Source organism: Lebetimonas sp. JS032 (assembly GCF_000523315.1).
Classification (GTDB): domain Bacteria; phylum Campylobacterota; class Campylobacteria; order Campylobacterales; family Nautiliaceae; genus Lebetimonas.
The window spans coordinates 540,135-562,594 of record NZ_ATHS01000001.1; the positions used below are offsets into that span (position 1 = coordinate 540,135).

23 protein-coding genes are annotated in these 22,460 nt (G+C 32.2%); 5 read left to right on the forward strand and 18 right to left on the reverse strand.

Annotated elements, in window-relative coordinates; genetic code table 11:
- Positions 1-30: 30 nt before the first annotated feature.
- The 3 genes from DZ65_RS0103020 to DZ65_RS0103030 all read right to left on the reverse strand — a co-directional run bounded on the left by DZ65_RS0103020 (position 31) and on the right by DZ65_RS0103030 (position 4,855).
- The gene (locus DZ65_RS0103020) at positions 31-2,460 is read right to left on the reverse strand and encodes a ribonucleoside-diphosphate reductase subunit alpha (RefSeq protein ID WP_024789401.1); all 2,430 of its coding nucleotides are present in this window, start codon (positions 2,458-2,460) and stop codon (positions 31-33) included.
- 99 nt (positions 2,461-2,559) lie between these two features.
- Positions 2,560-4,632, reverse strand: coding sequence for a ferrous iron transport protein B (gene feoB / locus DZ65_RS0103025; protein ID WP_024787194.1), 2,073 nt, complete (start codon positions 4,630-4,632; stop codon positions 2,560-2,562).
- Positions 4,619-4,855: a FeoA family protein gene (locus tag DZ65_RS0103030; protein WP_024787195.1), complete on the reverse strand. Its 237-nt coding sequence runs from the start codon at positions 4,853-4,855 to the stop codon at positions 4,619-4,621. Before DZ65_RS0103030 ends, feoB begins: the two co-directional genes overlap by 14 nt.
- Positions 4,856-4,952: 97 nt before the next feature.
- Between DZ65_RS0103030 and DZ65_RS0103035 the strand changes: the two genes are divergently transcribed.
- The 3 genes from DZ65_RS0103035 (at position 4,953) to DZ65_RS0103045 (ending at position 7,939) form a co-directional block, all read left to right on the forward strand.
- The gene (locus tag DZ65_RS0103035; RefSeq protein ID WP_035003079.1) at positions 4,953-5,489 is read left to right on the forward strand and encodes a Uma2 family endonuclease; all 537 of its coding nucleotides are present in this window, start codon (positions 4,953-4,955) and stop codon (positions 5,487-5,489) included.
- A gap of 1 nt (position 5,490) precedes the next feature.
- Positions 5,491-6,660 carry a formate-dependent phosphoribosylglycinamide formyltransferase gene (purT, locus tag DZ65_RS0103040; protein WP_024791179.1) on the forward strand — a complete coding sequence of 390 codons (1,170 nt, stop codon included), beginning with the start codon at positions 5,491-5,493 and terminating at the stop codon, positions 6,658-6,660.
- Positions 6,661-6,769: 109 nt separating this feature from the next.
- Positions 6,770-7,939, forward strand: a complete 1,170-nt coding sequence (locus DZ65_RS0103045; protein WP_024787198.1) for an ammonium transporter — start codon at positions 6,770-6,772, stop codon at positions 7,937-7,939.
- Between the two features lie 6 nt (positions 7,940-7,945).
- Here DZ65_RS0103045 and DZ65_RS0103050 read toward each other — a convergent pair whose 3' ends face one another.
- Entirely contained in the window at positions 7,946-9,922 is a 1,977-nt protein-coding gene (locus DZ65_RS0103050) for a methyl-accepting chemotaxis protein (protein WP_024787199.1), read from the reverse strand.
- A 52-nt stretch (positions 9,923-9,974) separates the two neighbouring features.
- On the opposite strand from DZ65_RS0103050, the gene bcp reads away from it, so the two are divergent.
- On the forward strand, positions 9,975-10,424 hold the full coding sequence (gene bcp / locus DZ65_RS0103055) for a thioredoxin-dependent thiol peroxidase (protein WP_024787200.1): 450 nt from the start codon (positions 9,975-9,977) through the stop codon (positions 10,422-10,424).
- Here the strand turns inward: bcp and DZ65_RS0103060 are convergent.
- The 13 genes from DZ65_RS0103060 to mqnP all read right to left on the reverse strand — a co-directional run bounded on the left by DZ65_RS0103060 (position 10,421) and on the right by mqnP (position 19,187).
- Positions 10,421-11,554, reverse strand: coding sequence for a CHAP domain-containing protein (locus tag DZ65_RS0103060; protein ID WP_024787201.1), 1,134 nt, complete (start codon positions 11,552-11,554; stop codon positions 10,421-10,423). The genes bcp and DZ65_RS0103060 overlap by 4 nt on opposite strands.
- Positions 11,555-11,574: 20 nt before the next feature.
- A complete protein-coding gene (smpB, locus tag DZ65_RS0103065; protein ID WP_024787202.1) occupies positions 11,575-12,030 on the reverse strand; it encodes an SsrA-binding protein SmpB in 456 nt (151 codons plus the stop codon).
- 226 nt (positions 12,031-12,256) lie between these two features.
- A complete protein-coding gene (gene proB, locus DZ65_RS0103070; RefSeq protein WP_024787203.1) occupies positions 12,257-13,012 on the reverse strand; it encodes a glutamate 5-kinase in 756 nt (251 codons plus the stop codon).
- Positions 12,993-14,057, reverse strand: a complete 1,065-nt coding sequence (gene obgE, locus DZ65_RS0103075) for a GTPase ObgE (RefSeq protein ID WP_024791180.1) — start codon at positions 14,055-14,057, stop codon at positions 12,993-12,995. Before obgE ends, proB begins: the two co-directional genes overlap by 20 nt.
- Before the next feature lie 175 nt (positions 14,058-14,232).
- Positions 14,233-14,490 (reverse strand): 50S ribosomal protein L27, encoded by a 258-nt coding sequence (gene rpmA, locus DZ65_RS0103080; RefSeq protein WP_024787205.1) that lies wholly within the window; start codon positions 14,488-14,490, stop codon positions 14,233-14,235.
- 14 nt (positions 14,491-14,504) lie between these two features.
- Entirely contained in the window at positions 14,505-14,813 is a 309-nt protein-coding gene (gene rplU, locus DZ65_RS0103085) for a 50S ribosomal protein L21 (protein ID WP_024789411.1), read from the reverse strand.
- 168 nt (positions 14,814-14,981) lie between these two features.
- A complete protein-coding gene (locus DZ65_RS0103090; protein ID WP_236617338.1) occupies positions 14,982-15,392 on the reverse strand; it encodes a RidA family protein in 411 nt (136 codons plus the stop codon).
- A 7-nt stretch (positions 15,393-15,399) separates the two neighbouring features.
- Positions 15,400-16,275 (reverse strand): patatin-like phospholipase family protein, encoded by an 876-nt coding sequence (locus DZ65_RS0103095; RefSeq protein WP_024791182.1) that lies wholly within the window; start codon positions 16,273-16,275, stop codon positions 15,400-15,402.
- 119 nt (positions 16,276-16,394) lie between these two features.
- Positions 16,395-16,787, reverse strand: coding sequence for a 30S ribosomal protein S9 (gene rpsI, locus DZ65_RS0103100; RefSeq protein WP_024787208.1), 393 nt, complete (start codon positions 16,785-16,787; stop codon positions 16,395-16,397).
- 5 nt (positions 16,788-16,792) lie between these two features.
- Positions 16,793-17,215 (reverse strand): 50S ribosomal protein L13, encoded by a 423-nt coding sequence (gene rplM, locus DZ65_RS0103105; protein WP_024787209.1) that lies wholly within the window; start codon positions 17,213-17,215, stop codon positions 16,793-16,795.
- A gap of 88 nt (positions 17,216-17,303) precedes the next feature.
- Entirely contained in the window at positions 17,304-17,771 is a 468-nt protein-coding gene (locus DZ65_RS0103110) for a hypothetical protein (protein ID WP_024791183.1), read from the reverse strand.
- Positions 17,764-18,282 (reverse strand): hypothetical protein, encoded by a 519-nt coding sequence (locus DZ65_RS0103115; protein ID WP_035908111.1) that lies wholly within the window; start codon positions 18,280-18,282, stop codon positions 17,764-17,766. Before DZ65_RS0103115 ends, DZ65_RS0103110 begins: the two co-directional genes overlap by 8 nt.
- Before the next feature lie 68 nt (positions 18,283-18,350).
- Complete coding sequence (gene mqnP, locus DZ65_RS0103120; RefSeq protein ID WP_035908116.1) at positions 18,351-19,187, reverse strand: menaquinone biosynthesis prenyltransferase MqnP; 837 nt, start codon at positions 19,185-19,187, stop codon at positions 18,351-18,353.
- Between the two features lie 132 nt (positions 19,188-19,319).
- On the opposite strand from mqnP, the gene miaA reads away from it, so the two are divergent.
- Complete coding sequence (gene miaA, locus DZ65_RS0103125; RefSeq protein WP_024791186.1) at positions 19,320-20,177, forward strand: tRNA (adenosine(37)-N6)-dimethylallyltransferase MiaA; 858 nt, start codon at positions 19,320-19,322, stop codon at positions 20,175-20,177.
- Positions 20,178-20,191: 14 nt separating this feature from the next.
- Here miaA and DZ65_RS0103130 read toward each other — a convergent pair whose 3' ends face one another.
- Positions 20,192-22,444, reverse strand: coding sequence for a lipopolysaccharide assembly protein LapB (locus DZ65_RS0103130; protein WP_024791187.1), 2,253 nt, complete (start codon positions 22,442-22,444; stop codon positions 20,192-20,194).
- Between the last annotated feature and the right edge of the window lie 16 nt (positions 22,445-22,460).

A 22,460-nucleotide genomic window follows, 5' to 3' on the forward strand; every position in this document is an offset into this window, starting at 1 on the left:
TTACATTTTCCATTTTAAATTTTACATTAATTACTGGCACCCGAAGCATTCAACACTTCTGTCCATCACCTCTTCTTTTATTTCAGGAGACTGGCTTCTTAAATAATAAAACGATTTTAATCCCAGTTTCCATCCAAGTATATAAATTTCATGGAGATACTTCCCGCTTGCTTTGTCTGTAGTAATAAATATATTCAGACTCTGCCCCTGGTCTATCCATTTTTGCCTTATTGCGGCGGCTTTTACCAAAACTCTCTGGTCAAGCTCATACGCCGGAGTATAAAACATATAGGTTTCGGCACTGAGATTTGGCACAACTACAGGAATAAGTCCGCTTAAATTCTCCTCATACCATTTTCTTTTATAAACAGGTTCTATTGTCTGGGTTGTTCCTGTCAAAATAGAAATGGAACTCGTAGGCGCAACGGCCATTAAATATCCGTTTCTAATTCCGCCTTTTACCTTTTCCCTTAGACCTTCCCAGTCATACTTCATTGCCGTAAACAAATCTTTTTCAACAAGTTTTTTAGCTTCTTCATTGGCTGTATCCATAGGAAGTATGCCTTTAGACCATCTGCTGCCCTCAAATTCGGGATATTTTCCTTTTTCCCTCGCCAAATCACAGCTTGCACTGATTGCATGATAACTGATGCCTTCAAATATTTCATCTATTATTTTAAAATGCTTGTCGCTTCCCCAAAAAATCTGTCTTTCGGCCAGCATCTGGGCTTCACCCATTGCCCCGAGACCGATTGCCCTGTTTTTAAGATTCGTATCTTTTGTTTTTCTAACCGGATAATAATTCAAATCAATTACATTATCAAGCATTCTGATAGCAATCGGTACAACCTCGCCAATTTTTTCAGGTGTATTTACTTTGCTTAAGTTTACACTCGCAAGGTTACAAACAGCTGTTTTCCCGCCAAATGGCACTTTTTCAACAATATAAACTTTTTTACCTTCAATTGAATCAAGCGAAGTTATTTTTTTGGCTTTTTTAGTTACTTTTACACCTCCGCTTTCCACCTCAATTTCGTCATCTTCTTCAAAAACAGAAAAACTCTCATCTTCAAAAGTTACTTTTACCTTATAATGGTTCGGCTCGGTATTTTGAAATATTTCTGTACAAAGGTTTGAACTTCTGATAATTCCTGAATGGTTATTTTGATTACGTCTGTTGGCATTGTCTTTAAAACAAAGAAACGGATTGCCTGTTTCATAATATTCAAGCAAAATTTTTTTCCATAATTCCTTTGCTTTTATTTTTTCTTTTGTAATATTCGGGTCGTTTTCATATTCTATATATTTTTTTTCAAATTCCTCCCCGTATAAATCAGTCAAATCTTTAGTTTCATACGGGTCAAACAGGCTCCATAGTTCATCGTTTAAAACCCTTTTCATAAATAAATCAGGAATCCATAAAGCGGGAAATAAATCATGCGCCCTTCTTCTCTCTTCCCCTGAATTTTTCTTTAAATCCAAAAAGTCCATAATATCCATGTGCCATGGTTCAAGGTAAACGGCTATTGCCCCTTTTCTGGTTCCGAGCTGATCCACCGCAATTGCCACATCATTTGTAATTTTTAGCCATGGAATTACTCCGCCTGCAGCATTTTTATGGTTGTCGATAAAACTTCCGAGCGCCCTTATTTTACTTACATCCCATCCAATTCCGCCTCCAAATTTAGATAAAAGTGCCATCTCTTTATAATCATCAAAAATACCTTCTATATTATCGTTCATACTTCCTACATAACAAGAGCTGAGCTGATGCCTTGTAGTTCTTGCATTAGATAAAGTTGGAGTTGCTACCATTACTTCAAATTTAGAAATTACATCATAAAATTTCTTAGCCCAATATCCTCTAATTGATTTTACATCATTTAAATTTATTTTTTCCTTATCTTCTTCTGGAATAGAAGAAAGATTTGTTTCATTTTGAGCAAGAAACATGGCAACGCCCATAAAAAGCTGCTGAGGCAGTTCTATAGGGTTATTTTCCCTGTCTTTAATGATATATCTGTCATAAAGCGTTTTTATTCCAAGATAAGTAAAGAGCAAATCCCTTTCGGGTTTTATATAATCATTCAGTTCATTTAAATCATATTTTTCTTTAAGCCCCGGTAAAATCCTGCCTGCAGTTTCGCCTTTTTTAAAATATTCCTCTAAAGAGTTATAACCTGTAAAGCCTGAGACTTTATGATACAAATCGTATAAAAAAAGCCTTGCGGCAACAAAATTCCAGTTTGGCCTGTCTATATCGATTTTATCAACAGCTGTTTTAATTAACGTCTGCTGAATCTCTTCTGTTGTAATTCCGTCACGAAATTGGAGCTTTGCATCAAGCTCTAATTCGCTGTAATCCACACCTTCAAGACCTTCACAGGCAGCCATGGTATATTTTCTAATTTTAGAAATATCTAAAAGTTCTCTTCTGCCGTTTCTTTTAATAACAGTAATTCCTGAATACATTATTCTCCTTTGAATGTAGAAAAAATTTTATGAAGTCTAAAAGAAATAATATCAAAAAAAACTTAAAAAAAAATAATGAAAAAGAGATTAAGAGAAGAGTTTTATCAAACTAACCCCTATAAACGCCGCAATATAGGCAAATACGTTTGGATAAACCGTATAAAAAATTCTCCAGGCCCACTGTGGCACTTCTGCATAAAATGTACTCATGGCTGCAACACACGGGGAATAAAACATAACAATTATAATCATTGCAACCGCAGCAGTAAACGGCATAGAATTTTTTATTTTTTCTATTAATGCTTTACTTGTTTCATCCGCTTCACCAATTCCGTATAATTCGGACATAGTTCCGACAACCGCCTCTTTTGCGGCAAGTCCCACAAGAAGACTGACATCTTCCTTCCATCCCAAATCAAGAGGCTTTGTAAAAGGTACCATTAATTTTCCCACTCTGGCTATATATGAATTTTCTAAAATTTCCTGCTGCATTTTATTTGCTAAAACTTCTTTTTGATTTGCGTTTGCACTTTGAATCAAAGGCTCATATTTTTTAACAATATCGGCTCTCGGATAAGCGCTTAAAAACCAGATACCAAATGCTGTAATACCGATAAAAACACCCGCTTTTCTTAAAAACAGTTTTGTTTTTACCCATAAATCAAAAATAACAGCTTTTATTTTTGGAAATCTGTATTTTGGAAGTTCCATAACAAACGGCTCCGGCTCCCCTTTGAATAAAACTATTCTTAATATTTTTGCAACAATAAGCCCCGTCAAGGCACCGCCCAGATAAATGGCAAACATAACATCGCCCTGGAGTGAAGGTGCAAAAAAAGCACTTACCAATAATACATAAATAGGAAGTCTGGCCCCGCAGCTCATAAATCCTATAACAAGCATTGTTATAAGTCTGTCTTTTGGATTTTTGAGCGTTCTTGCCGCCATATATGCAGGAACTGAACAACCAAAACCTGATACAAGAGGAATAAATGCCCTCCCCTGCAGTCCAAATCTTTTTAAAACACCGTCCATCACATAAGCGGCCCTTGCCATATAACCGGTCTGCTCAAGCAGATTTAGCCCCAAAAACAAAATCAGGATATTTGGCAAAAACATAACAACCGCCCCGACTGCCGGAATTACACCTTCAACAAGTGCTTGTTTTATCATACTCTCGGGCATTGCATTTCCAACCCAACTTCCAAAAATATTAAATCCGGCATCAATCCAGTCCATTGGAACTGCACCCAAAGAAAACGTTAACTGAAAAATAGCCCACATTACAAATAAAAATATAGGAAGCCCTAAAATAGGATGAATTAAAATTTTATCTATTTTTTCTGTTAAAGTCTCTTTTTTTGCTTTTTTTGCTATCTGGGTGACTATTCCTTTTGCTAAAGCAAGTCTTTCTTCAAAAAGAATGGTTTTTGTATCTTCTTCAGAATATTCACCCCTTAAAATATCTTTTGATTTTTTAAGTTCGGGCATTAAGTCCGCAAACCATGGTTTTTCATGAATTATTTTGTAAATATCCTCATCATCTTCAAGAAGTCTTATCGCCACAAATCTTTTTGAAAATTTATCACAGTCTTTAATAAAAGGTTTTAAGTTTTCGATTGTCTCTTCCACTGTTTCAGAATAATAAATTTTTGGAATGTTCTTTTCTTCATATGCTTTAATTACTTTTTGAAAAAGTTCTTCCAATCCAAATTTCTCTTTTGCCGAAACGTTTTCGGCCTTTATGTTTGTAAGTTTAAAAAACTTGTCTGTATCAATTTCCCCGCCCTGCCTTGAATATTCGTCATACATATTAAAAGCGATTGCCATAGGCCTCCCTAAATCCGCTATCTGAAAAGAAAAAACCAGATTTTTTTCAATCTGATTTGAATCAACTACATTTAAAATTAAATCATATTCCTCATTTAGTAAAAATTTTTTGGTTACATCTTCTTCCGGTGTATATGTATGAAGAGAATAAGTGCCCGGTAAATCGATAAGCTTTATTTTGTAACCGTCTCTAACAAACTCCACTTCTTTTTTTTCAACCGTAACGCCTGAAAAGTTTCCGACATGAAGCGTTGCGCCCGAAATGGAATTGATTAAATGGCTTTTCCCGACATTGGGCTGACCGACAAGGGCTACTTTAATCTCTTTCATTTTCTCTCCTTACTTCAATCTCTTTAGCTTCTTCTTCTCTTAATGCTACCGGGATATTGTTAACTTCTACTTCATAAGTGTTTTTTGCAAGTGTGTGTTTTAAAACCTTTACCTCTTCTCCTCTTGCAAACCCCATCGAAAACAGCCTGCTTTTTAAAGGTTCTTTTGCCAAAATTTTTTTAATAATTCCGCTTTCGCCAATTTTTAGTTCATTAAGCCTCAAGTCATCTCCTTTTTTTAAAACAATATTACCACTACTTTAAAAAAACTTTTTTGATATACATCAATAAATGGTATAATTATTTAAAAAAAGGTAAATTATGGCAGCACCTATTTTAAAATATACCTATGAAGATTATAAACTATGGAAAGGCGATTGGGAATTAATTGAGGGTTTTCCAATTGCTATGGCACCTAGCCCCATTATCAATCATCAATATCTTTCTACAATGTTTGCAATTCAAATTGGAAATTCCATAAATGACAATAAATGTGAAGAGTGTATTGTAATAGTTGAAGAAGATTATATTGTAAATGAAACTACTGTTTTAAGACCAGATGTTGCAATGATTTGCAATGAAGAAAATAATTTTATTACAAAAGCACCGGAAATAATTGTAGAAGTAATTTCTACTTCAACCGCAAGAATTGATGAAAATGAAAAATTTAAAATTTACGAAAAAGAGGGAGTGAAATTTTATATACTTGCATATCCGGATTTTAAAATGGCAAAAGTTTATGAAAACAAAGATGGATTTAAAAAAATAGGTGATTTTTCAAATGAAAAAATAACCATTAATGCAAAATGTAAAATTGAAATAAATTTTAATGATATATTTAAAAAATTAAGGGGATAAAATGAAATTGACTACTCCACTAAAATCCAATTCAATAAAAATAATGCTTCTTGGCTCAGGTGAGCTTGGAAAAGAAGTGGCGATAGAAGCCAACAGACTGGGATGTGAGGTAATTGCGGTGGACAGATATCCAAACGCACCGGCAATGCTTGTAGCTGGGAGGAATTATGTAATTAATATGAAAAATAAAGATGAAGTTCTTGATGTAATAAGAAGGGAAAAACCCAATTTCGTATTGCCCGAAATTGAGGCTATTAACATAGAAGCTCTTTTTGAAGCCGAAAATGAAGGTATTCATATCATTCCAAACGCCGAAGCTGTTAATAAAACAATGAACAGAAAAAACATAAGAAAATTCGCGGCTGAAACTTTAGGACTTAAAACAAGTAAATACAAATTTGTAACAAACTATGAAGATTTAAAAAAAGCCTGCGAAGAACTCGGCTATCCGGCTGTGGTAAAACCTGTTATGAGCTCTTCGGGGCATGGACAAAGTATAGTAAAATCTTCTGAAGAAATAATAACCGCCTGGGAATTTGCAAAATCAGATGCCAGGGGAAGTGCAGATGAACTGATAGTTGAAGAGTTTATTGATTTCGATTATGAAATAACCCTTCTTACAGCTAAAAATGACGAAGAAATTGTTTTTTGCCCTCCAATTGGACATATTCAAAAAGGGGGAGACTATATTTTTTCCTGGCAGGAAATGAGAATGAATGAAACAGCCTTAAATAAAGCCCAATACATAGCTAAAACAATAGTTGAAGGTCTTGGAGGAAGAGGAATTTTCGGAGTAGAAATGTTTGTAAAAGGCGATGAGGTATATTTTAGCGAAGTTTCTCCCCGCCCTCACGATACCGGACTTGTAACAATGATTACCCAAACGCAAAGCGAATTCGCCCTTCATATAAGAGCCGTTTTAAATCTGCCTCTTGGTTTTGAATTCCTTACACCTGGGGCAAGTGCCGCTTATAAAGCAGATAAAACTTCTTATACTCCTGTTTTTAATTTTGATAAAGAAATTTTCAGCACTAATTCAAGATTTATAGTTTTTGGAAAACCTTATTCTCATCCTGGAAGAAGAATGGGAGTATTATTAGTAAGCGACAAAAATTCAAAAGACGCTTTAGAAAAAGCCGAACTTCTAATATCCAAAATTTCAATTGATTAAAATTTAATCACTTTTTTCTTTTCTTTATCTTCATCTTGTGAGTTGTGAGTTGTGAGTTGTGAGTAGCCAAGTTACAAGTGGCCAAATAGCCGAATAAAAGGAGGGCAAAATGGATATGGCATGGGTAGTCGACACCTTTTTTGCACTGTTTGCATTTACATTAATTATTTTAATGGTACCCGGTTTTGCAATGCTTGAAGCCGGGCTTGTCAGGACAAAAAATGTATCAACCGTTTTAACGGTTAATACCATGATTTATATTGTTGCAAGTTTGGTGTTTTTCTTTTGGGGATATACATTGGCTTTTGGAGGCTGGAATGAAAGCTCTATGAGTATGTATGCCGCATTTTTGTTTCAAATGGCATTTGTAGGTAAAACCGTTAATATTATGAGCGGAGGAGTTAGTGAAAGGACAAGGATAATTCCACTTGCTATTTTTACAGTTTTTATGGCAGGGCTCATATATCCTCTAATTGTTAATTTCACATGGGGAGCCGATTTGCTTAAAGGAACATTTCTTGATATTTCAAATATGCATGACCTGGCAGGTTCAACAGTAATCCATTCAACCGGTGCATGGGCACTTTTAGCTGCAATATTAATTATTGGCCCTAGAAAAGGAAGATATAAAGATGGCAAAGTAAAAGTGGTTCCTGCCAGTAATATTCCTTTGGTAGTATTGGGCGCTCTGCTTTTATGGATAGGCTGGTTCGGATTTAACGGCGGAAGCGTGGGAAGCATTTCAAGCAAAAATGCCGCTGACACAGTGGCGATGGTTGTTATGAATACAAACAATGCCGGTCTTATCGGCGGACTTGTTGTTATGATTTTGAGTTATCTAACATATAAAAAATTTGATATCACAATGATTTTAAACGGAGCTTTAGGAGGTCTTGTGGCAATTACGGCGGGTGCGGATGTGTTAAGCCCTGTTGCTTCAATTATAGTTGGGTTAATAGCGGGAATTTTGGTATTTTATGCCGTGCCTTTTTTTGATAAATTAAAAATTGACGACCCGGTGGGGGCACTTTCAGTTCATTTGGTAAACGGAATTTGGGGAACAATTGCGACCGGAATCTGGGGAAAAGGTGTAAGTTTAGCTGCTCAAATCAAAGGTGTTATAGTAGTTGGAATTTTTGCATTTATTGCTTCTTATATTATTCTTTATATTATAAACAAATTTATACATTTCAGAGCAGGCGAAGATGAGGAGGTGGAAGGACTTGACGTAAAAGAATGCGGAATAGAAGCTTATCCGGAATTTAAAAGGGCAATTTAAGCTCTTTTAAATTCTAAACTGTGAGAGTTCTTTCATTAAAGCATCTGCTAAACGGTAAATATTGTCAATAGTTTTTGCATTATCTTCTATATATTTTTCATTATTGGCTGAAAGTTCTAAAATTTTATTCATATGAACACTGAATTCCTGCATTTTTTTAACAATATCATTAACGGCGTTTACATTTTCTTCCACACTATTAACAACATTGCTCATTTTAGTCGAAACATTTTCTATTTTTCCCTGAACATCGTTTGCAACTCCGGCAATTTCATTAACTTTTTGAACATTTTGGTTCATTTCCTCATTTGCATCGCTGATTCCCTGAACAATTACATTAATAGTCGCATCTATTTCGCTCAAACTTTTCTGGGTTCTCTCAGCTAATTTTCTAACCTCATCCGCAACAACGGCAAATCCTCTTCCGTGTTCACCCGCCCTTGCCGCTTCAATTGCGGCGTTAAGCGCCAAAAGATTAGTCTGTTCGGCTATTTCTTTTATTACTGATAAAATACTTTTTACACCTTCGGCATTATTCGTAAGTTCATTCATTTTCATGGCCAAATCGTTTTCATTCTGGGAATTTTCCTGAATCTGTTTTATGACCCGTTCTATTTCAGAAATGGTATATCCCAATGCATCATTTGCTTTTAAAATAAGATTTTTAATCTCCTCAGAAGAATTTGCCTCATTGGTTAAATTTTCTTCAATATGTCTGGATTCTTCGGCGGTGGAGATTATGATTTCATTTTCTCTGTTGATATTGTTTTCTATAATTTCAAAATCTTTTTTAAGCTTTACAGATACAGATTTATTTTGATTTGAGCTGTTATACGCAGAAGAGAGCACCTCTCTTAAACTTTCGACAAATTCTCTCAAACTTTTTCTTATGACTCCGAATTCATCATTTTCATATATTCTTATATCAATGGAGAGATCTTTACTTTTGGCAATCGTTAATATTAACGATTTTAAAGAATTAATTTTCATTTCAAGATTTTTTACACTTGTTATTCCAAGAATTATCATAAATATGTTTGCCAAAACTCCCAATATAAACACTAATGGATAAGCATGAATATTATTAATATCATTTTGAATAATATTAGCTATTTTATCGTCAATTTTTTCTAACCTGTTTATTTTTTCAGTAATAGTTTTAAACCAATAAACCGGATCAACTTCAAAATTTCCTGTTTTATGTTTAGAAATGGCAATCTCTCTTAATTTTTCGACTTCTTTAAATGAAGGGGCTTTTATTATTTTAAAATACATTTCTTTGATATTTTTATTTGCAAATGTTAAAAAATCATCATTGAAAGCCTTTTGTTCGGCAACCAATGTAACAAATTTGGTATACATCCCTGGCAAAAATTTATCTGCACCGAATGTTGCACTAAGAACTGCCCTTTCAATCCCCGCTCTTTCTTTTGCTTTTAAAAAACTTGAATAAGCGGCCAGCTCCATTGCAATTTTCGCATTAGGGGCAAGTTTGGCAGTATTTCCTATAATTTTCAGCATATATGAATTCATTGTTGTATACCATTTAACTTCATTTTTTAAAGAAATTTTTAAATTTTCTACTTTGGCTCTTATATTGTTGATATTTGAAAGATAATTATTCAGTATGTTAATATATTTTTTTGTTTCGTTATCCAAAAAAGAGACGTCAATACTTTTCAGTACTTTTTTATACATCGCTATTTTTTCATCTGTCAATTTTCTCTGTTTAGCAAGTAAATTAACAAATTTTTTTCCCTTACTTCCTATAAACCCGGCACTCATACCCCTTTCTTCTTGTGTTTCGTGAATTAAAAGGCTCAGGCTTCTGCTTAATTGCATTATGCTTGAAAGCTCTTTTTTTATGGTTAAAGTATGTTGCCAGTTTAAAAAATCCCTTACATTATAAAATGTTAAAAAAATTGAGGCTAACAATACAATAATAATCATTATGGTGCGTAATGTTAAATTTTTAATACCCATTTTAATCCCTTGTTAATATTTTTTTATTATTATATATAAAAAAAGGAAATTCATGAAAAATTTCTGCCTCCCAAATCAGGACAATATAGAAATATGTTTAAAAGATTTAAAAGGGAAATGGATAATACTTTATTTTTATCCAAAAGACAACACACCCGGATGTACCACTGAAGCAAAAGAATTCAGCCAATTATTGGATGAATTTGAAAAACTAAACGCCGTAATTTTAGGAATAAGTCCTGATTCTGCTAAAAAACACTGTAATTTTATTGAAAAACACGGATTAAAAATAACGCTTTTAAGCGACGAAGAAAAAAAAGTATTAAAAGAATTCGGGGCATGGGGCAAAAAGAAAATGTATGGAAAAGAATATGAGGGAGTAATCCGCTCAACTTTTATCATCAATCCTGAAGGTGAAGTTGTAAAAGAATATAAAAAGGTAAAAGCAAAAGGTCACGCAGTAAAAGTTTTGGAAGATTTAAAAAATTTAGTCAAAAATTAAAACCATGAAATTAATTTTTCAAAAAAACTTTCATTTTTTATTTTTTCTGAAGCTATAATATTATTTATTATTTTATTAAAAAATCTTTTTGTTACATAAAAAGAGTGATAATTTTGAAAAGGTTTTAATATTTTATTTTGCCACTTGTATAAATTTAAATATCTGAAATTAATCAGCTGCGTAATTAATTTTAAAAAATTTCTTTTAGTAATTATATAGGTTTTATCAACATAACAAGGGATACTCCACCCTATCACAGGCCCTATCCTTCCTATATAAGGACCTAATATCCCGCTTCCTATTTCTATCCAGTGACCGTTTTTTTTCAAAAAATTTATATGCCTGTTTACAGAAATTGTATGAGTTTTTTTCCTGATTACATTCTGTTCAAAACAGTATATTGTATATCCATTTTTTATTTTTACAACTTTTTTTACAATACAGGTGTGCCCAAAATATATATTAGATTTGGAATGAAAATTATTGGCAAAAGATAAAATACTTCCGTTTACAGGCGGATGTTCTTCAAAAATTCTATTAAATTTTTTAGAATAAATGTAATTATCCCCTTTTCTTTTTATATCATTGATATTTTTAAATGCAAAACTGGCTCTTGGTTTTACTTTAATATTAATATTCGATACCTGATAATAAATTACTTTTATTTTTTTAGAATTAAAACTTCCTGTCAGGTTATTATATTCTTTAGCCGTGGCAATCCCGTTTCTTTGAATAACTTTTATATGAAAAACTTTCCTGTAAAATCTGTTAACCAATTCTGAACATTGATATTTATCATTCATATTATAATTATTGGCTTTTTCTTTAACATTCATATAGCTTGAAACACATTCTCCGTAATGATTATATTTTACGAATTCTTTTTTGGTTTTTTGCTGAAAATCGAGAATTTGCACAGGTGTTAATTTTTTATAAGGCTTGTCAAAATATTTATTGCTTAATTTATTTATAAAATCTGAATAATTAGGTTCAAATTTTTCCATTTTAAATAAAAATTCTTCTTTTGTTAAAGAATTATCCAATTTGGAATGAAAATTTATCCAAAAATCGTTCCCGGCAAAAAGAAAATTTATTGTAAAAAACAGTATAAACAATATAAATTTTAACATCTTTTTATCCATATTTTAAATTAAAACCCGTATCTTTTCATAGCAGCTCTTGCTTCTCTTTGAAGCTCTTTTTCTTTCATTACCCTTCTTTTGTCATGAAGCTGCCTTCCTTTAGCAACCGCTATTTCGAGTTTTGCCCTGTTTCTTTTGTTAAAATAAATCCTAAGAGGAACTAATGTATAACCCTTTTCACTTGTATATCCGGCAAGTTTTGCTATTTCATTTTTATGAAGCAATAGTTTTCTGGGTCTTTTTTCATCATGCCTAAAGGCCTTATAAGTAGTGTCGAGATTGCTTATGTGCCCCTGCATCCACCAGGCCTCGCCGTCTTTTATTTTTACAAATGAATCTTTTAAATTCGCTCTTCCCTGTCTCAGGGCCTTTACCTCACTTCCTTTAAGCTCGATTCCGGCTTCGTATTTGTCAAAAATATCATAATCATGATATGCTTTTCTGTTCGTTGCAACCGCTTTCATTTTTCACCTTTTCACTTTACACTTTTAATTTTTCACCATAGCCGTTTTTCAAACGGTCAGGTGAGCAAGCTCACTTTTAACTTTTCATTTTTCACTCTAAACTTGACCTCTTAGCTTCTTGGCAACTTGGCTACTTGGAACTTGCATACTTAGAATTTGGCTACTTGGCAAGCTCACAACCCCGCCGCTTTTCAAGCAGCCGGGCAAGCTCACAATTCACCACTCACTATTCACTTATAAACAGCGTTCCTTTAATATGATTTCCTTTTAAAAATTCTTTTACACTCTTTAAATCATTGCCGTTGGTTAAGAACATAGGTATTTTTCTATCCATTAAAAATTTGGCCGCTTTAAGTTTTGTTACAATGCCCCCCGTTGCAAATTTATCATTGGGATTACATTCGGCATTTAACCAGGTGTCTTTTATTTCTTTTACAGTCTTAATAGGCAGGGCGTTAGGATTTTTCTTAGGATTGTCCGTATAAAAAGCATCAATATCGCTAAGCATTATAAGCAAATCACCCCCAAAATAATATGTTACATAAGCACTCAACTGATCATTGTCTCCAAAAATTATCTCTTCTACAGAAACTGAATCATTTTCGTTTATAATTGGAATAACTTTATTTTTTAGCAAAACATTTATCATTTTTTTTGCATTGCTGCTTCTTTTTCTACTGTCAAAATCTGCCGCCGTTACCAAAACCTGAGCTACTGTAATATTGTATTTATGAAATCTTTCTTTATATTCCCTCATTAATAAAGGCTGCCCTATCGCCGCAAGAGCCTGTTTGTTTTCCAGTTTATTTTTATCCATAGGACATTTCGTATAACCTGCCCCCACGGCACCTGAAGTGACCAAAATTATTTCATATGTTTTATTAAGTTTTGCTAATAAATCAACAATTTTATCCATTCTCTCTGAAAGTTTTCCGTTTTCATATAACGTCGCAGTCCCTACTTTAAATATCAGTCTCTTCATTGTTTACACTTTCTACTAAATTCATTAATGCATATTTTAAAGAATCTATATTAATATTACTTACAGAACTTATAGGCAAAACAAATGTGTCTTCTTGGAAATAGCAAGGATAATCAGGATTTGCCCTATATTTGCATTCTGTTTTTACAACTCCAAATTTTTCAAAAAATTCTTCTATTTTTTTCTTATCGGCAATATCTGATTTTGTTAAAGCTATGGCATATTTTCTATTAGCTAAAATCTCGGAATAATTTTTAAGCTCTTCTTTCAATGTTTCAAACTGATAAAAAGGCTCTCTAAAAGAAGCCATATCTATCATATAAAGAATTATTTTTGTTCTTTCTATATGTCTTAAAAACTGAAGGCCAAGTCCCTTACCTTCGTGAGCCCCTTCAATAATTCCCGGAATATCGGCCATTACAAAACTTCTAAAATCATCTACCTTTACAACTCCGAGTTTTGGAGTAAGTGTAGTAAATTCATAGTTTGCTATTTCGGGTTTTGCATTAGATAAAGTGGAAATGAGTGTTGATTTCCCCGCATTAGGAAAACCGACAAGCCCAACATCCGCTATTAATTTAAGCTCCATTATTATTTCAAGCTCTTTTCCCTCCTCTCCCGGCTGGGCGTATCTTGGAAGCTGCTGTCTCGGGCCTCTGAAATGCCAGTTTCCAAGCCCTCCTCTTCCGCCTTCAAGCAATATTTTCTTCTCACCGTCTTTTTTCATGTCAAGTAAAATTTCGCCTGTATTTGCATCTTTTATTATTGTCCCAGGAGGCACTTTAATTATTAAATCCTCGCCCCCACTTCCATGTTTTTTACGTCCTTCCCCTGGCCTGCCGTTTTTTGCTTTAAGAAGCTTTTTCCCTTTTAAATGAGATAAAGTATGGGTATTCTTGTCACAGATAATTGTAACATCTCCGCCTTTTCCCCCATCTCCTCCGTCAGGCCCGCCTTTTGGAACAAATTTTTCTCTTCTGAAACTGACACATCCGGCTCCGCCTTTGCCTGATTTGACTGTTAATTTGACATTATCTACAAACAAATTAATCCTTTTTTTGAGAATTTTAACATAAAAAAACAGAATCTTTAATTTCCGATTTTAAAAATTAAATGTTAGATATTTAGAAGTAAATGTTAAATGCTGAATTTAAAATTAATTTCATTTATAATTCAACACTCAACATTCAAAATTAAAAAAGGCAAAGCCTTTTAGAAGTTTATTTTGCAGGATAAACTGAAACTTTTTTTCTGTTTTTATCTTTAATTTCAAATTTTACAAATCCGTCTATTAATGCGAAAATAGTATGATCTTTTCCAAGTCCGACATTGTTTCCGGGATGAACTTTTGTTCCTCTTTGTCTGATAATAATATTCCCGGCTCTTACAAATTCTCCACCAAATTTTTTAACGCCTAACCTTCTACCGGCAGAATCTCTGTTATTCTGTGTAGAACCTTGCCCTTTCTTATGTGCCATTGTATCTCCTTAAATTATGCTTTAATTTCTTTAATTTTAACTCTTGTAAAATCTCTTCTAAATCCTCTTTTTTTCTTAGAGTCTTTTCTTCTTCTTTTTTTGAAGATTATAACTTTTTTTCCTCTTGCGTGATTAATAACTTCAGCAACTACTTTTGCTCCTTCCACCACAGGAGTACCGATTTTTGTATCATCGCTTTTTACTAATAAAACTTCATTAATTTCAATATCACTTTTTGGCTCTGCTTCAATTCTGTCAAGTTCAAGTACATCACCTACTTTTACTTTATATTGTTTACCGCCGTGTCTGATAACCGCATACATATGCTTCCTTTTTTCTTTTTTAGTGTGAAATATTACACATTTTTCCTTAAACTAACCTTAAATTAAGTAAAATTTAAGGTTAGTTATAAATGTTAAATAATCTAACATTCATCATTCACAATTCATAATTTACTACTCACCATTTTCACTATTTTCACACTTTCACCACTAACTTATTACCGCCACACACTCTATTTCCACTTTTGCACCTTTTGGCAACTCTTTTACCGCAACGGTACTGCGCGCAGGTTTATGTAAAAAATATTCACCATAAATTTCATTCATTGAGGTAAAATCATTTATATCGCTTAAAAATATTGTTGTTTTTACCACATTTTCTATTTTTGCCCCCGCTGCATTTAGCACAGCTTTTAAATTTTCGCAAACCTGTTTTGTTTGTGTTTTTATATCAGAATTTAAAAATTCTCCGCTCGGAGTTAGAGCAATCTGTCCTGAAGTAAAAATCATATTTCCGAGCCTAATAGCCTGAGAATATGGACCTATTGCTTCAGGAGCATTTGAAGTATGAATTTTTTCCACTTTTTCTCCTTTTTTTGAAATTATATCATTAATTTTCATTTCTTATTCACCATTTTAACTGTTTCACACTTTCACTATTTTCACCTTTTATTATTCCCTTCTTTTTTGCACTGTTTATGGCATCTTTTGTAAATTCTTCACCTATTTTAATGAGTTCTATTGCCCGGTGAAATTCATACCATTTCGCTATATTTTCCGGTATTTCTATTTCAATATCCGCGCTGTATTCGGCTCTTCTGTATCTAAATATAGTATCCATCATTAAATCAATTGACTGATTCACGGGGTCTTGTTTTTCTTTAAAAATTTTGTACCAGATCTCTTCCATTAAATTCTGTTTTTTTCTAACTTCTTTAGATAATTTTATTTTTATTTCTTTATCATTTCCATATAAATTAACAGCAATTATTAAATCACTCATATCACTCATAACAGGGGCTATTGGCATTATATTGAGAACTCCTCCATCAACCAAAAGCATTTTGTTTAATTTAACCGGCTGAAAAATTCCGGGAATAGAAGCTGAAGCTTTAACTGCTTCCCACAAAGGTCCTTTTTGAAACCAGACTTCTTTTTTTTTGTTCAAATCTGTTGCAACAGCCGTAAATTTAACTGGCAAATCTTCTATTTTATAATCACCTACCAGTTCTTTTATTTTATTAAATATTTTATCCCCGTTTAGCCAGCCGTTTTTTGCCAAAGGATTGTTTAAAAATTTTATCATATCCAAAACATCAAGATTTTTTACCCAATTTTCATATACTTCGAGTTTGTTACATGCCTCAAGAGCCCCTATTAACGCTCCCATTGAAGTACCGGAAATAGATATTATTTCAAAACCATACTTTTTTAATTCTTTAATAACACCAATATGAGTATATCCTCTCGCACCACCTCCGCTTAAAACCAATGAAACTTTCATATAAAACCCCTATAAATAATGTAAAATGGAAAATTTAACTTTTACAATTTCCATATTGCATTTATACTAATTGTGTCTGTCACTATTATTAAATAATAAGAAGAAAAAAAAGAAGAAACTTATCTTTTTGAAAACTGTGGAGATTTTCTTGCTTTCTTTTTCCCGTATTTTTTTCTTTCAACTTTTCTCGCATCTCTTGTAAGTAAACCTTCAGGTTTTAAAACAGCTCTGAATTCAGGCGCATATTCAACTAAAGCTTTTGAAATACCATGCTTAAGTGCATCAGCCTGAGCAGCAAAACCTCCTCCAAAAACTTTAGCTTCCACATCTACAGAAGTTTCCTGTTTTGTAAGCATTAAAGGCCATTTAACCCTGAGTTTAAGAGCCTCTCTTCCGCCTAAAAATTCATCTAATGTTTTACCGTTTATTGTAATATTACCGCTACCGGCTTTTATCCAAATTTTAGCCACTGATTCTTTTCTTTTTCCTGTTGAATAAATTTTTCCGTGCATTTTCATTAGTTACCCTTTATTTGAGCTGTATGAGGATGATTTTCACCTGCATAAACTTTAAGTTTTTTAAGCATTTTTCTTCCAAGTTTTGTTTTTGGAAGCATTCCTCTTGTAGCCAGTTTAAATAATTTTTCAGGATTGTTTTTTAGAAGTTTTTCAACTGTTTCCTCTTTTACGCTTCCGAAATATCCCGTATGTTTATAATATTTGTCTCCAAGTTTTTTATTTGAAGAAAATTTTACCTTATCTGCATTAATAACCACAACAAAATCGCCGCAATCTACATGAGGTGTATAAAAAGGTTTATGTTTTCCCCTTAAGTATGTGGCTATTTCTGTAAGAACCCTACCAAAAATTTTATCTTTAGCATCTATTAATATCCAATCTCTTTTAACATCTTCTTCTCTAATTGATTTTGTAAATTTCATTATCACACCTTTTGTGAATTTTTTAGGTGTAGAATTTTAAACTACAAACCTTAAAAAAACCTTAAATTAAGTTTTCTTTAAGGTTAAATCAGCCCAAATTTGAAAATTTTAATACAAGTTCCACTTCGCCGGCGGGAATTCTGAGTTCTCTGCTTATTTCTTCTATGGAATAGCCGTTTTTATATAGCGAGCGTATTTTTTCTTCATCCTGTGTGTTAACATTACTAAAATCAAAAACTTTCTTTTTATTTTTACATTCGACAACAGAAATTTTTTCTTCCAGTTCCTGAAGTTTTGTTAAATATTTTTTTTCCATTGACTTAAGATTTGTAAGCATTTCATCTATTATATTTTCCAAATTCTCCAAATCATTGTCACATTTGATATTTTTTATCTCTTTTTTTAATTTGAAAACCTCCTGATTCAAATCCTCCAGCATTAATTCCATTGCCCCGAATTTACTTTCATTTACTTTGTCTCTGTTTATTATGTAAAAAAATAAAAAAAGCATAAATCCGCTAAGCCCTATAAACATTATCAACGTTATTTTATCCATTTTCAGCCTTCATCTGTCTTATCATCGCCCTTTCCCTCGCCATTATATAGGCATTATAATCTTTTTCATCCCTTTCATGCATAAATTCGATTTTTGCAATATTTTTATCAGCACCTTTAAAAATAACAGGCACAATCCTCGGAGGAAAAACAGGAAGTTTCATTCTGCCGTAATATTTTTTATTTTTTTCGAATAAATTGTTTTTTATTTTAAAATAACCAAAACCTATTTCAGTAATTTTGGTTTTATTTTTTAACTTTATAAAATTTTTTTCTTCATTTTTAACAATAGCGCTTAACTCGTCCACTTTTCTGTGGAGCGCTATCAATAATTCAAGCAAAACAGGGTCGGTTTCTTTTGTCTCCCCCCTGGCTTTTGCAAGCTTTACATACTGTCCTATCGGGTCGTCGCTTTCACTTCCGAGCATATCAAACTCTTTTTGAAGTTCATTATTATATTCATCAAATTCAAATTCAACAATTACCGGTATCAGTCTAATCTTATCTGCCATTATCATTCTCCATTATTCTTCACCACTCACCACTCACCACTCACTACTCACTACTCACTACTCACTAATTATGCTTTGTCCAAAATAATAAAAATTAAAAATATAATACCCAAAAAACCGTTTACATCAAAAAAAGCTTTTGGTATATTTTTAAAATCCCTGTTTACCAATATATGCTCATAATAAAGCATTGCAGCAGAAACAATAACTCCAAGCCATCCAAAAAAACCAAGATGTGTATAAGCGGCAAACAATACCCAAAAAACTACCGTAAAAATATGAAACATTCTGGATATAAAAAGAGCCCCTCTTTCACCTGCCAATGCTGGAATTGAATGCAGATGCTCTTTTTTGTCAAACTCTATATCCTGCAGTGAATATAAAACATCAAATCCCGCCACCCAGAACATTACACCAATCGCCAAAAAAACACTCCAGCAGGGAATTGAACCGGTAACTGCTATAGCCCCGGCAATCGGAGCTAAGCCTAAAGAAATTCCCAAAATAAGATGAGCAAATTCACTAAATCTTTTAAAATGCGAATATCCTGCCAAAATAAATAAAACAGGGACTGACAGCTTAAAAGCAAGCGGATTGATTAAATAAGCAGTAATTACAAAAATAAGGCCATTTATTCCGATAAATAAAAGCATCTCTTTTTCTTTTACTTCTCCTGTAACTGAAGGTCTATTTACAGTCCTCGGATTTTTTGCATCAATATCCCTGTCTACATATCTGTTATAAGCCATGGCGAAATTTCTTGCACTTGCAGCGGCTATAATCGCTAAAATCAGCAGTTTCCATCCAAACCACCCGTTGGCCGCCACAATCATAGCAATCAATATAAAAGGTATACTGAAAATTGTATGCTGAAATTTAACCAATTCCATATATATTTTTATCATTTCTCCTCCATTTCTCAACTCACAACCCCGCCGCTTTGCAAGCGGCCGGGCAAGCTCACAACTCACTTTTCACAACTCACAACTCACTACTCACCTTTAATTATTATATAATTGTAGCAAAAAAGGATAAATTTGTTTGCCATTATAGGGCCTACAGCTTCAGGAAAAAGCAATTTGGCAATAAGCTTAGCAAAAAAATTAAATTATGAAATTCTTTCTCTCGACAGTTTAAGCATATATAAAGAAATTGACATTGCTTCGGCAAAACCGGATAAAAAAGAATTAAACGAAGTAAAACATTACGGAATAAACGAAATATATCCAAACGAAAAATTCGACGTAACAAAATTTATAGAAATATATAAAAAAATCCCACACACAAATATAATAATTGTGGGGGGGACCAGTTTTTATTTAAAGGCCATGATTAGCGGAATTTCAAAAATGCCACAAATCAGTGAAGAAATAAAAAAAGAGGCAAAAAAACTGAATTATGAATTTCTAAAAAAAATAGACCCTGTTTACGCAGATAAAATTTCAAAAAACGATTCTTATAGAACCCAAAAAGGAATAAAAATTTATCTTGCTGCAAATTTAGCGCCCACAGAATATTTTAAACAAAACCCTCCAAAACCTGTAATTAAAAATCTGCCCATTTTTGAAATAGAAATGGACAGAAACATCTTAAGAGAAAGAATAAATTTCAGAACCAAAAAGATGTTTGAAATGGGTCTTATTGATGAAGTGGCATATCTTGAGTATAAATACCGCGACAGAAGACTTCCGGCATTAAAAGCCATAGGAATAAAAGAAGTGTTAGACTATTTTAATGGAAAATATGATAAAAACAGTCTTTTTGAAAAAATCGTCACAAACACTTCAAGACTTGCAAAAAGACAGCAGATTTTTAATAAAACCCAGTTTCCAAATAAAATTTCGGCACCTCTTGAAAAACTCGAAAATATTATATTAAAAGAATTTAATTTTTAATTTTTCATTTTACATTAAAATAAATTTTTTGCGTCCCTACAAATCCCTTTCCAGAGTTTTGAATTTTTAACTTTAAGGCATTTATCAATATATTTTTTATTTTTTGTTAAATTTGCCAGCATAAAATATGCCCTTGCCCTGTCTTCTCCGCTTATTCTGTTTAAAAGACTTTTTAAAACTTTAACAGCCTCTTTTTTATTTTGTGAATACTGGGCGTATGTAAATTCCACAAAAGGGGAATATGGGTACGCCCTAAATTTATCCTGCAAATCAATAATTTTTTTTGAATATGTAGCCGCTAAAAGATTATCACTGTTTTTTAGTGCCCGGTTTACTATTTTTATAAATGCGTCTGTATTTCTTATGTCTTTTGTTTTATCCAGCTCTTTTGCAAGTTTTAATGCTTCATTATATCTTTTAAGCTTCCATAATGCAAAGAATTTTTTAAGTTTATATTCATAACATCCTTTTTTCATTACATTAAACAAATCATCAACAGCTAAAACTAAATTTTTATAATCCCTGAGACCTTCAAGTGCCGTTATTTTTCTTTTCATCCATTTAATAAAAATTTTATCATCTGGTGAGTCTAAATATTTATTGCAAACCACAGACGCTATATCGTAGGTTTTGGTTTCAATTGCGCATTTATAAACGTTTTCGTCATATTTTTTATCTAAAACAATCTTTTTAGCTTTAATTAAATTAATAGCTTTAAAACATTTTTTATTTTTAAGCAGATAAATGATATATTTCTTATTAAATTTATTTAAAAACTCTTTTTTGTTTTTAAAAATTTTATCCGGAATTTCTTTAATTTTATTTTCAAGTTTTAAAATTTCATCATATTTTTTGAGCTTATAAAGAATCATTACTTTTTTATATAATGCTTTATACGCTATGTCCCCTTTATATTTTTTAAGAATTTCATCAATTATTTGCAGCTGTTTTGTCAGGTTTTTTTCCGGAACCTGAAAAATAACTTTATCCCTCAACGCACTCATTGCATCAGAATAATCCCCGTACGGAAATTCATTTAAATATCTTTCTATCCAGTAAAGCGCCTTTTCATAATTCCCAAGTTCATAATACCAGTTTGCCAGATTGTATTCGAGAGGTTCATACAAATCATCCAATTTTTTAAGTTTTTTTATTAAATCTTCTCCTATGTTGACGGCAAGTTTATACGCATTGTGGTCTGCAAGAAGTTTTGAAAGTTCATAGGCTTTTTGAGTGTCTTTTAAAAGATAATTTTTATTTGCTTTGTATATTTTTTCATAATATTTAATTGCCTTTTTTATATCCCCCTTGTCCATATATCTTTGGGCAAGCCTTGAAGCGGCAAGAGAAGCTATTTCAATATCATTAGTTGAATATAAAGCTTTTTCATAAAATTTAAAGGCTTTTTTATCATCACCCATCATATATAACTGGTCGGCTAAATAAATCATAGCCTTATACGCTTCTTTTGTGTTTGGATATTCATTTATTATTCTTTGAAAAAGATAACCTGCATCGCTCATAAAACCGATTTTAGAATAATTTTTTGCCATTAACAGTAAAACTTTTGGAAGATTGTCGTCAAATGCAAATTTTTTAATCCATTCCTTACCAAAATTAATAACGTCACTCGCATCATTTTGAGCATCTAAAATTTTAAGTTTTAAAAATAAAATATCCGGTAAAAAAACCGAGTTTGGATAAGTATTAACAAAACTGTCAATTTCCGCCGTTACATCTCTGTGATGTTTATAAGCGCTTAAAATTTCAAAATATTTTAAAACATCCCCGCTCTCTTCATTAATTGGATTGCCGTTTTCATCTATCGCCCCTATAAAGGGTTTAGGAGAATCTGTAAAATAAAATTTCAACCCGTTAATTTTTGGCTCATATAATTTTTTATCACTTGCTATTACAACCCATTTTTTTGTTTTTTGCATTTTAAAAGGATTTATTAAAGCATTCTTATACAAATGTTCATTAAAATTTTTTAACTGATAAAATCCTTTTATTTTAATTATTAAAAGAAATTTTTTATTTTGAAATTTTGGAGTAATATTAAAAAAAACAGAATTTGTTTTAAATACTGGAGTTGAAGGGATATCGTTAAATTCACAAATTATTTTTTTAACATTTTTTTTGCAGACAAACGGTTTATCGTTATATAAAGTCAGTATTTCATATTTTTGTTTATTTTTAAAATAATCAATGTTAATTTCCAAAGAAAACAAATAAATAAAAGAAAATAAAAAAAGAAAAAATTTCAATATATTTCCTTAAAAT

Coding starts and splice junctions, on each gene's coding strand:
- feoB (WP_024787194.1), bottom strand. CDS start 4,632: ATGAAAGAGATTAAAGTAGCCCTTGTCGGTCAGCCCAATGTCGGGAAA.
- DZ65_RS0103035 (WP_035003079.1), top strand. CDS start 4,953: ATGGCAGCACCTATTTTAAAATATACCTATGAAGATTATAAACTATGG.
- purT (WP_024791179.1), top strand. CDS start 5,491: ATGAAATTGACTACTCCACTAAAATCCAATTCAATAAAAATAATGCTT.
- DZ65_RS0103045 (WP_024787198.1), top strand. CDS start 6,770: ATGGATATGGCATGGGTAGTCGACACCTTTTTTGCACTGTTTGCATTT.
- DZ65_RS0103050 (WP_024787199.1), bottom strand. CDS start 9,922: ATGGGTATTAAAAATTTAACATTACGCACCATAATGATTATTATTGTA.
- bcp (WP_024787200.1), top strand. CDS start 9,975: ATGAAAAATTTCTGCCTCCCAAATCAGGACAATATAGAAATATGTTTA.
- DZ65_RS0103060 (WP_024787201.1), bottom strand. CDS start 11,554: ATGTTAAAATTTATATTGTTTATACTGTTTTTTACAATAAATTTTCTT.
- smpB (WP_024787202.1), bottom strand. CDS start 12,030: ATGAAAGCGGTTGCAACGAACAGAAAAGCATATCATGATTATGATATT.
- proB (WP_024787203.1), bottom strand. CDS start 13,012: ATGAAGAGACTGATATTTAAAGTAGGGACTGCGACGTTATATGAAAAC.
- rpmA (WP_024787205.1), bottom strand. CDS start 14,490: ATGGCACATAAGAAAGGGCAAGGTTCTACACAGAATAACAGAGATTCT.
- rplU (WP_024789411.1), bottom strand. CDS start 14,813: ATGTATGCGGTTATCAGACACGGCGGTAAACAATATAAAGTAAAAGTA.
- DZ65_RS0103090 (WP_236617338.1), bottom strand. CDS start 15,392: ATGAAAATTAATGATATAATTTCAAAAAAAGGAGAAAAAGTGGAAAAA.
- DZ65_RS0103095 (WP_024791182.1), bottom strand. CDS start 16,275: ATGAAAGTTTCATTGGTTTTAAGCGGAGGTGGTGCGAGAGGATATACT.
- rpsI (WP_024787208.1), bottom strand. CDS start 16,787: ATGCACGGAAAAATTTATTCAACAGGAAAAAGAAAAGAATCAGTGGCT.
- rplM (WP_024787209.1), bottom strand. CDS start 17,215: ATGAAATTTACAAAATCAATTAGAGAAGAAGATGTTAAAAGAGATTGG.
- DZ65_RS0103110 (WP_024791183.1), bottom strand. CDS start 17,771: ATGGATAAAATAACGTTGATAATGTTTATAGGGCTTAGCGGATTTATG.
- DZ65_RS0103115 (WP_035908111.1), bottom strand. CDS start 18,282: ATGGCAGATAAGATTAGACTGATACCGGTAATTGTTGAATTTGAATTT.
- mqnP (WP_035908116.1), bottom strand. CDS start 19,187: ATGATAAAAATATATATGGAATTGGTTAAATTTCAGCATACAATTTTC.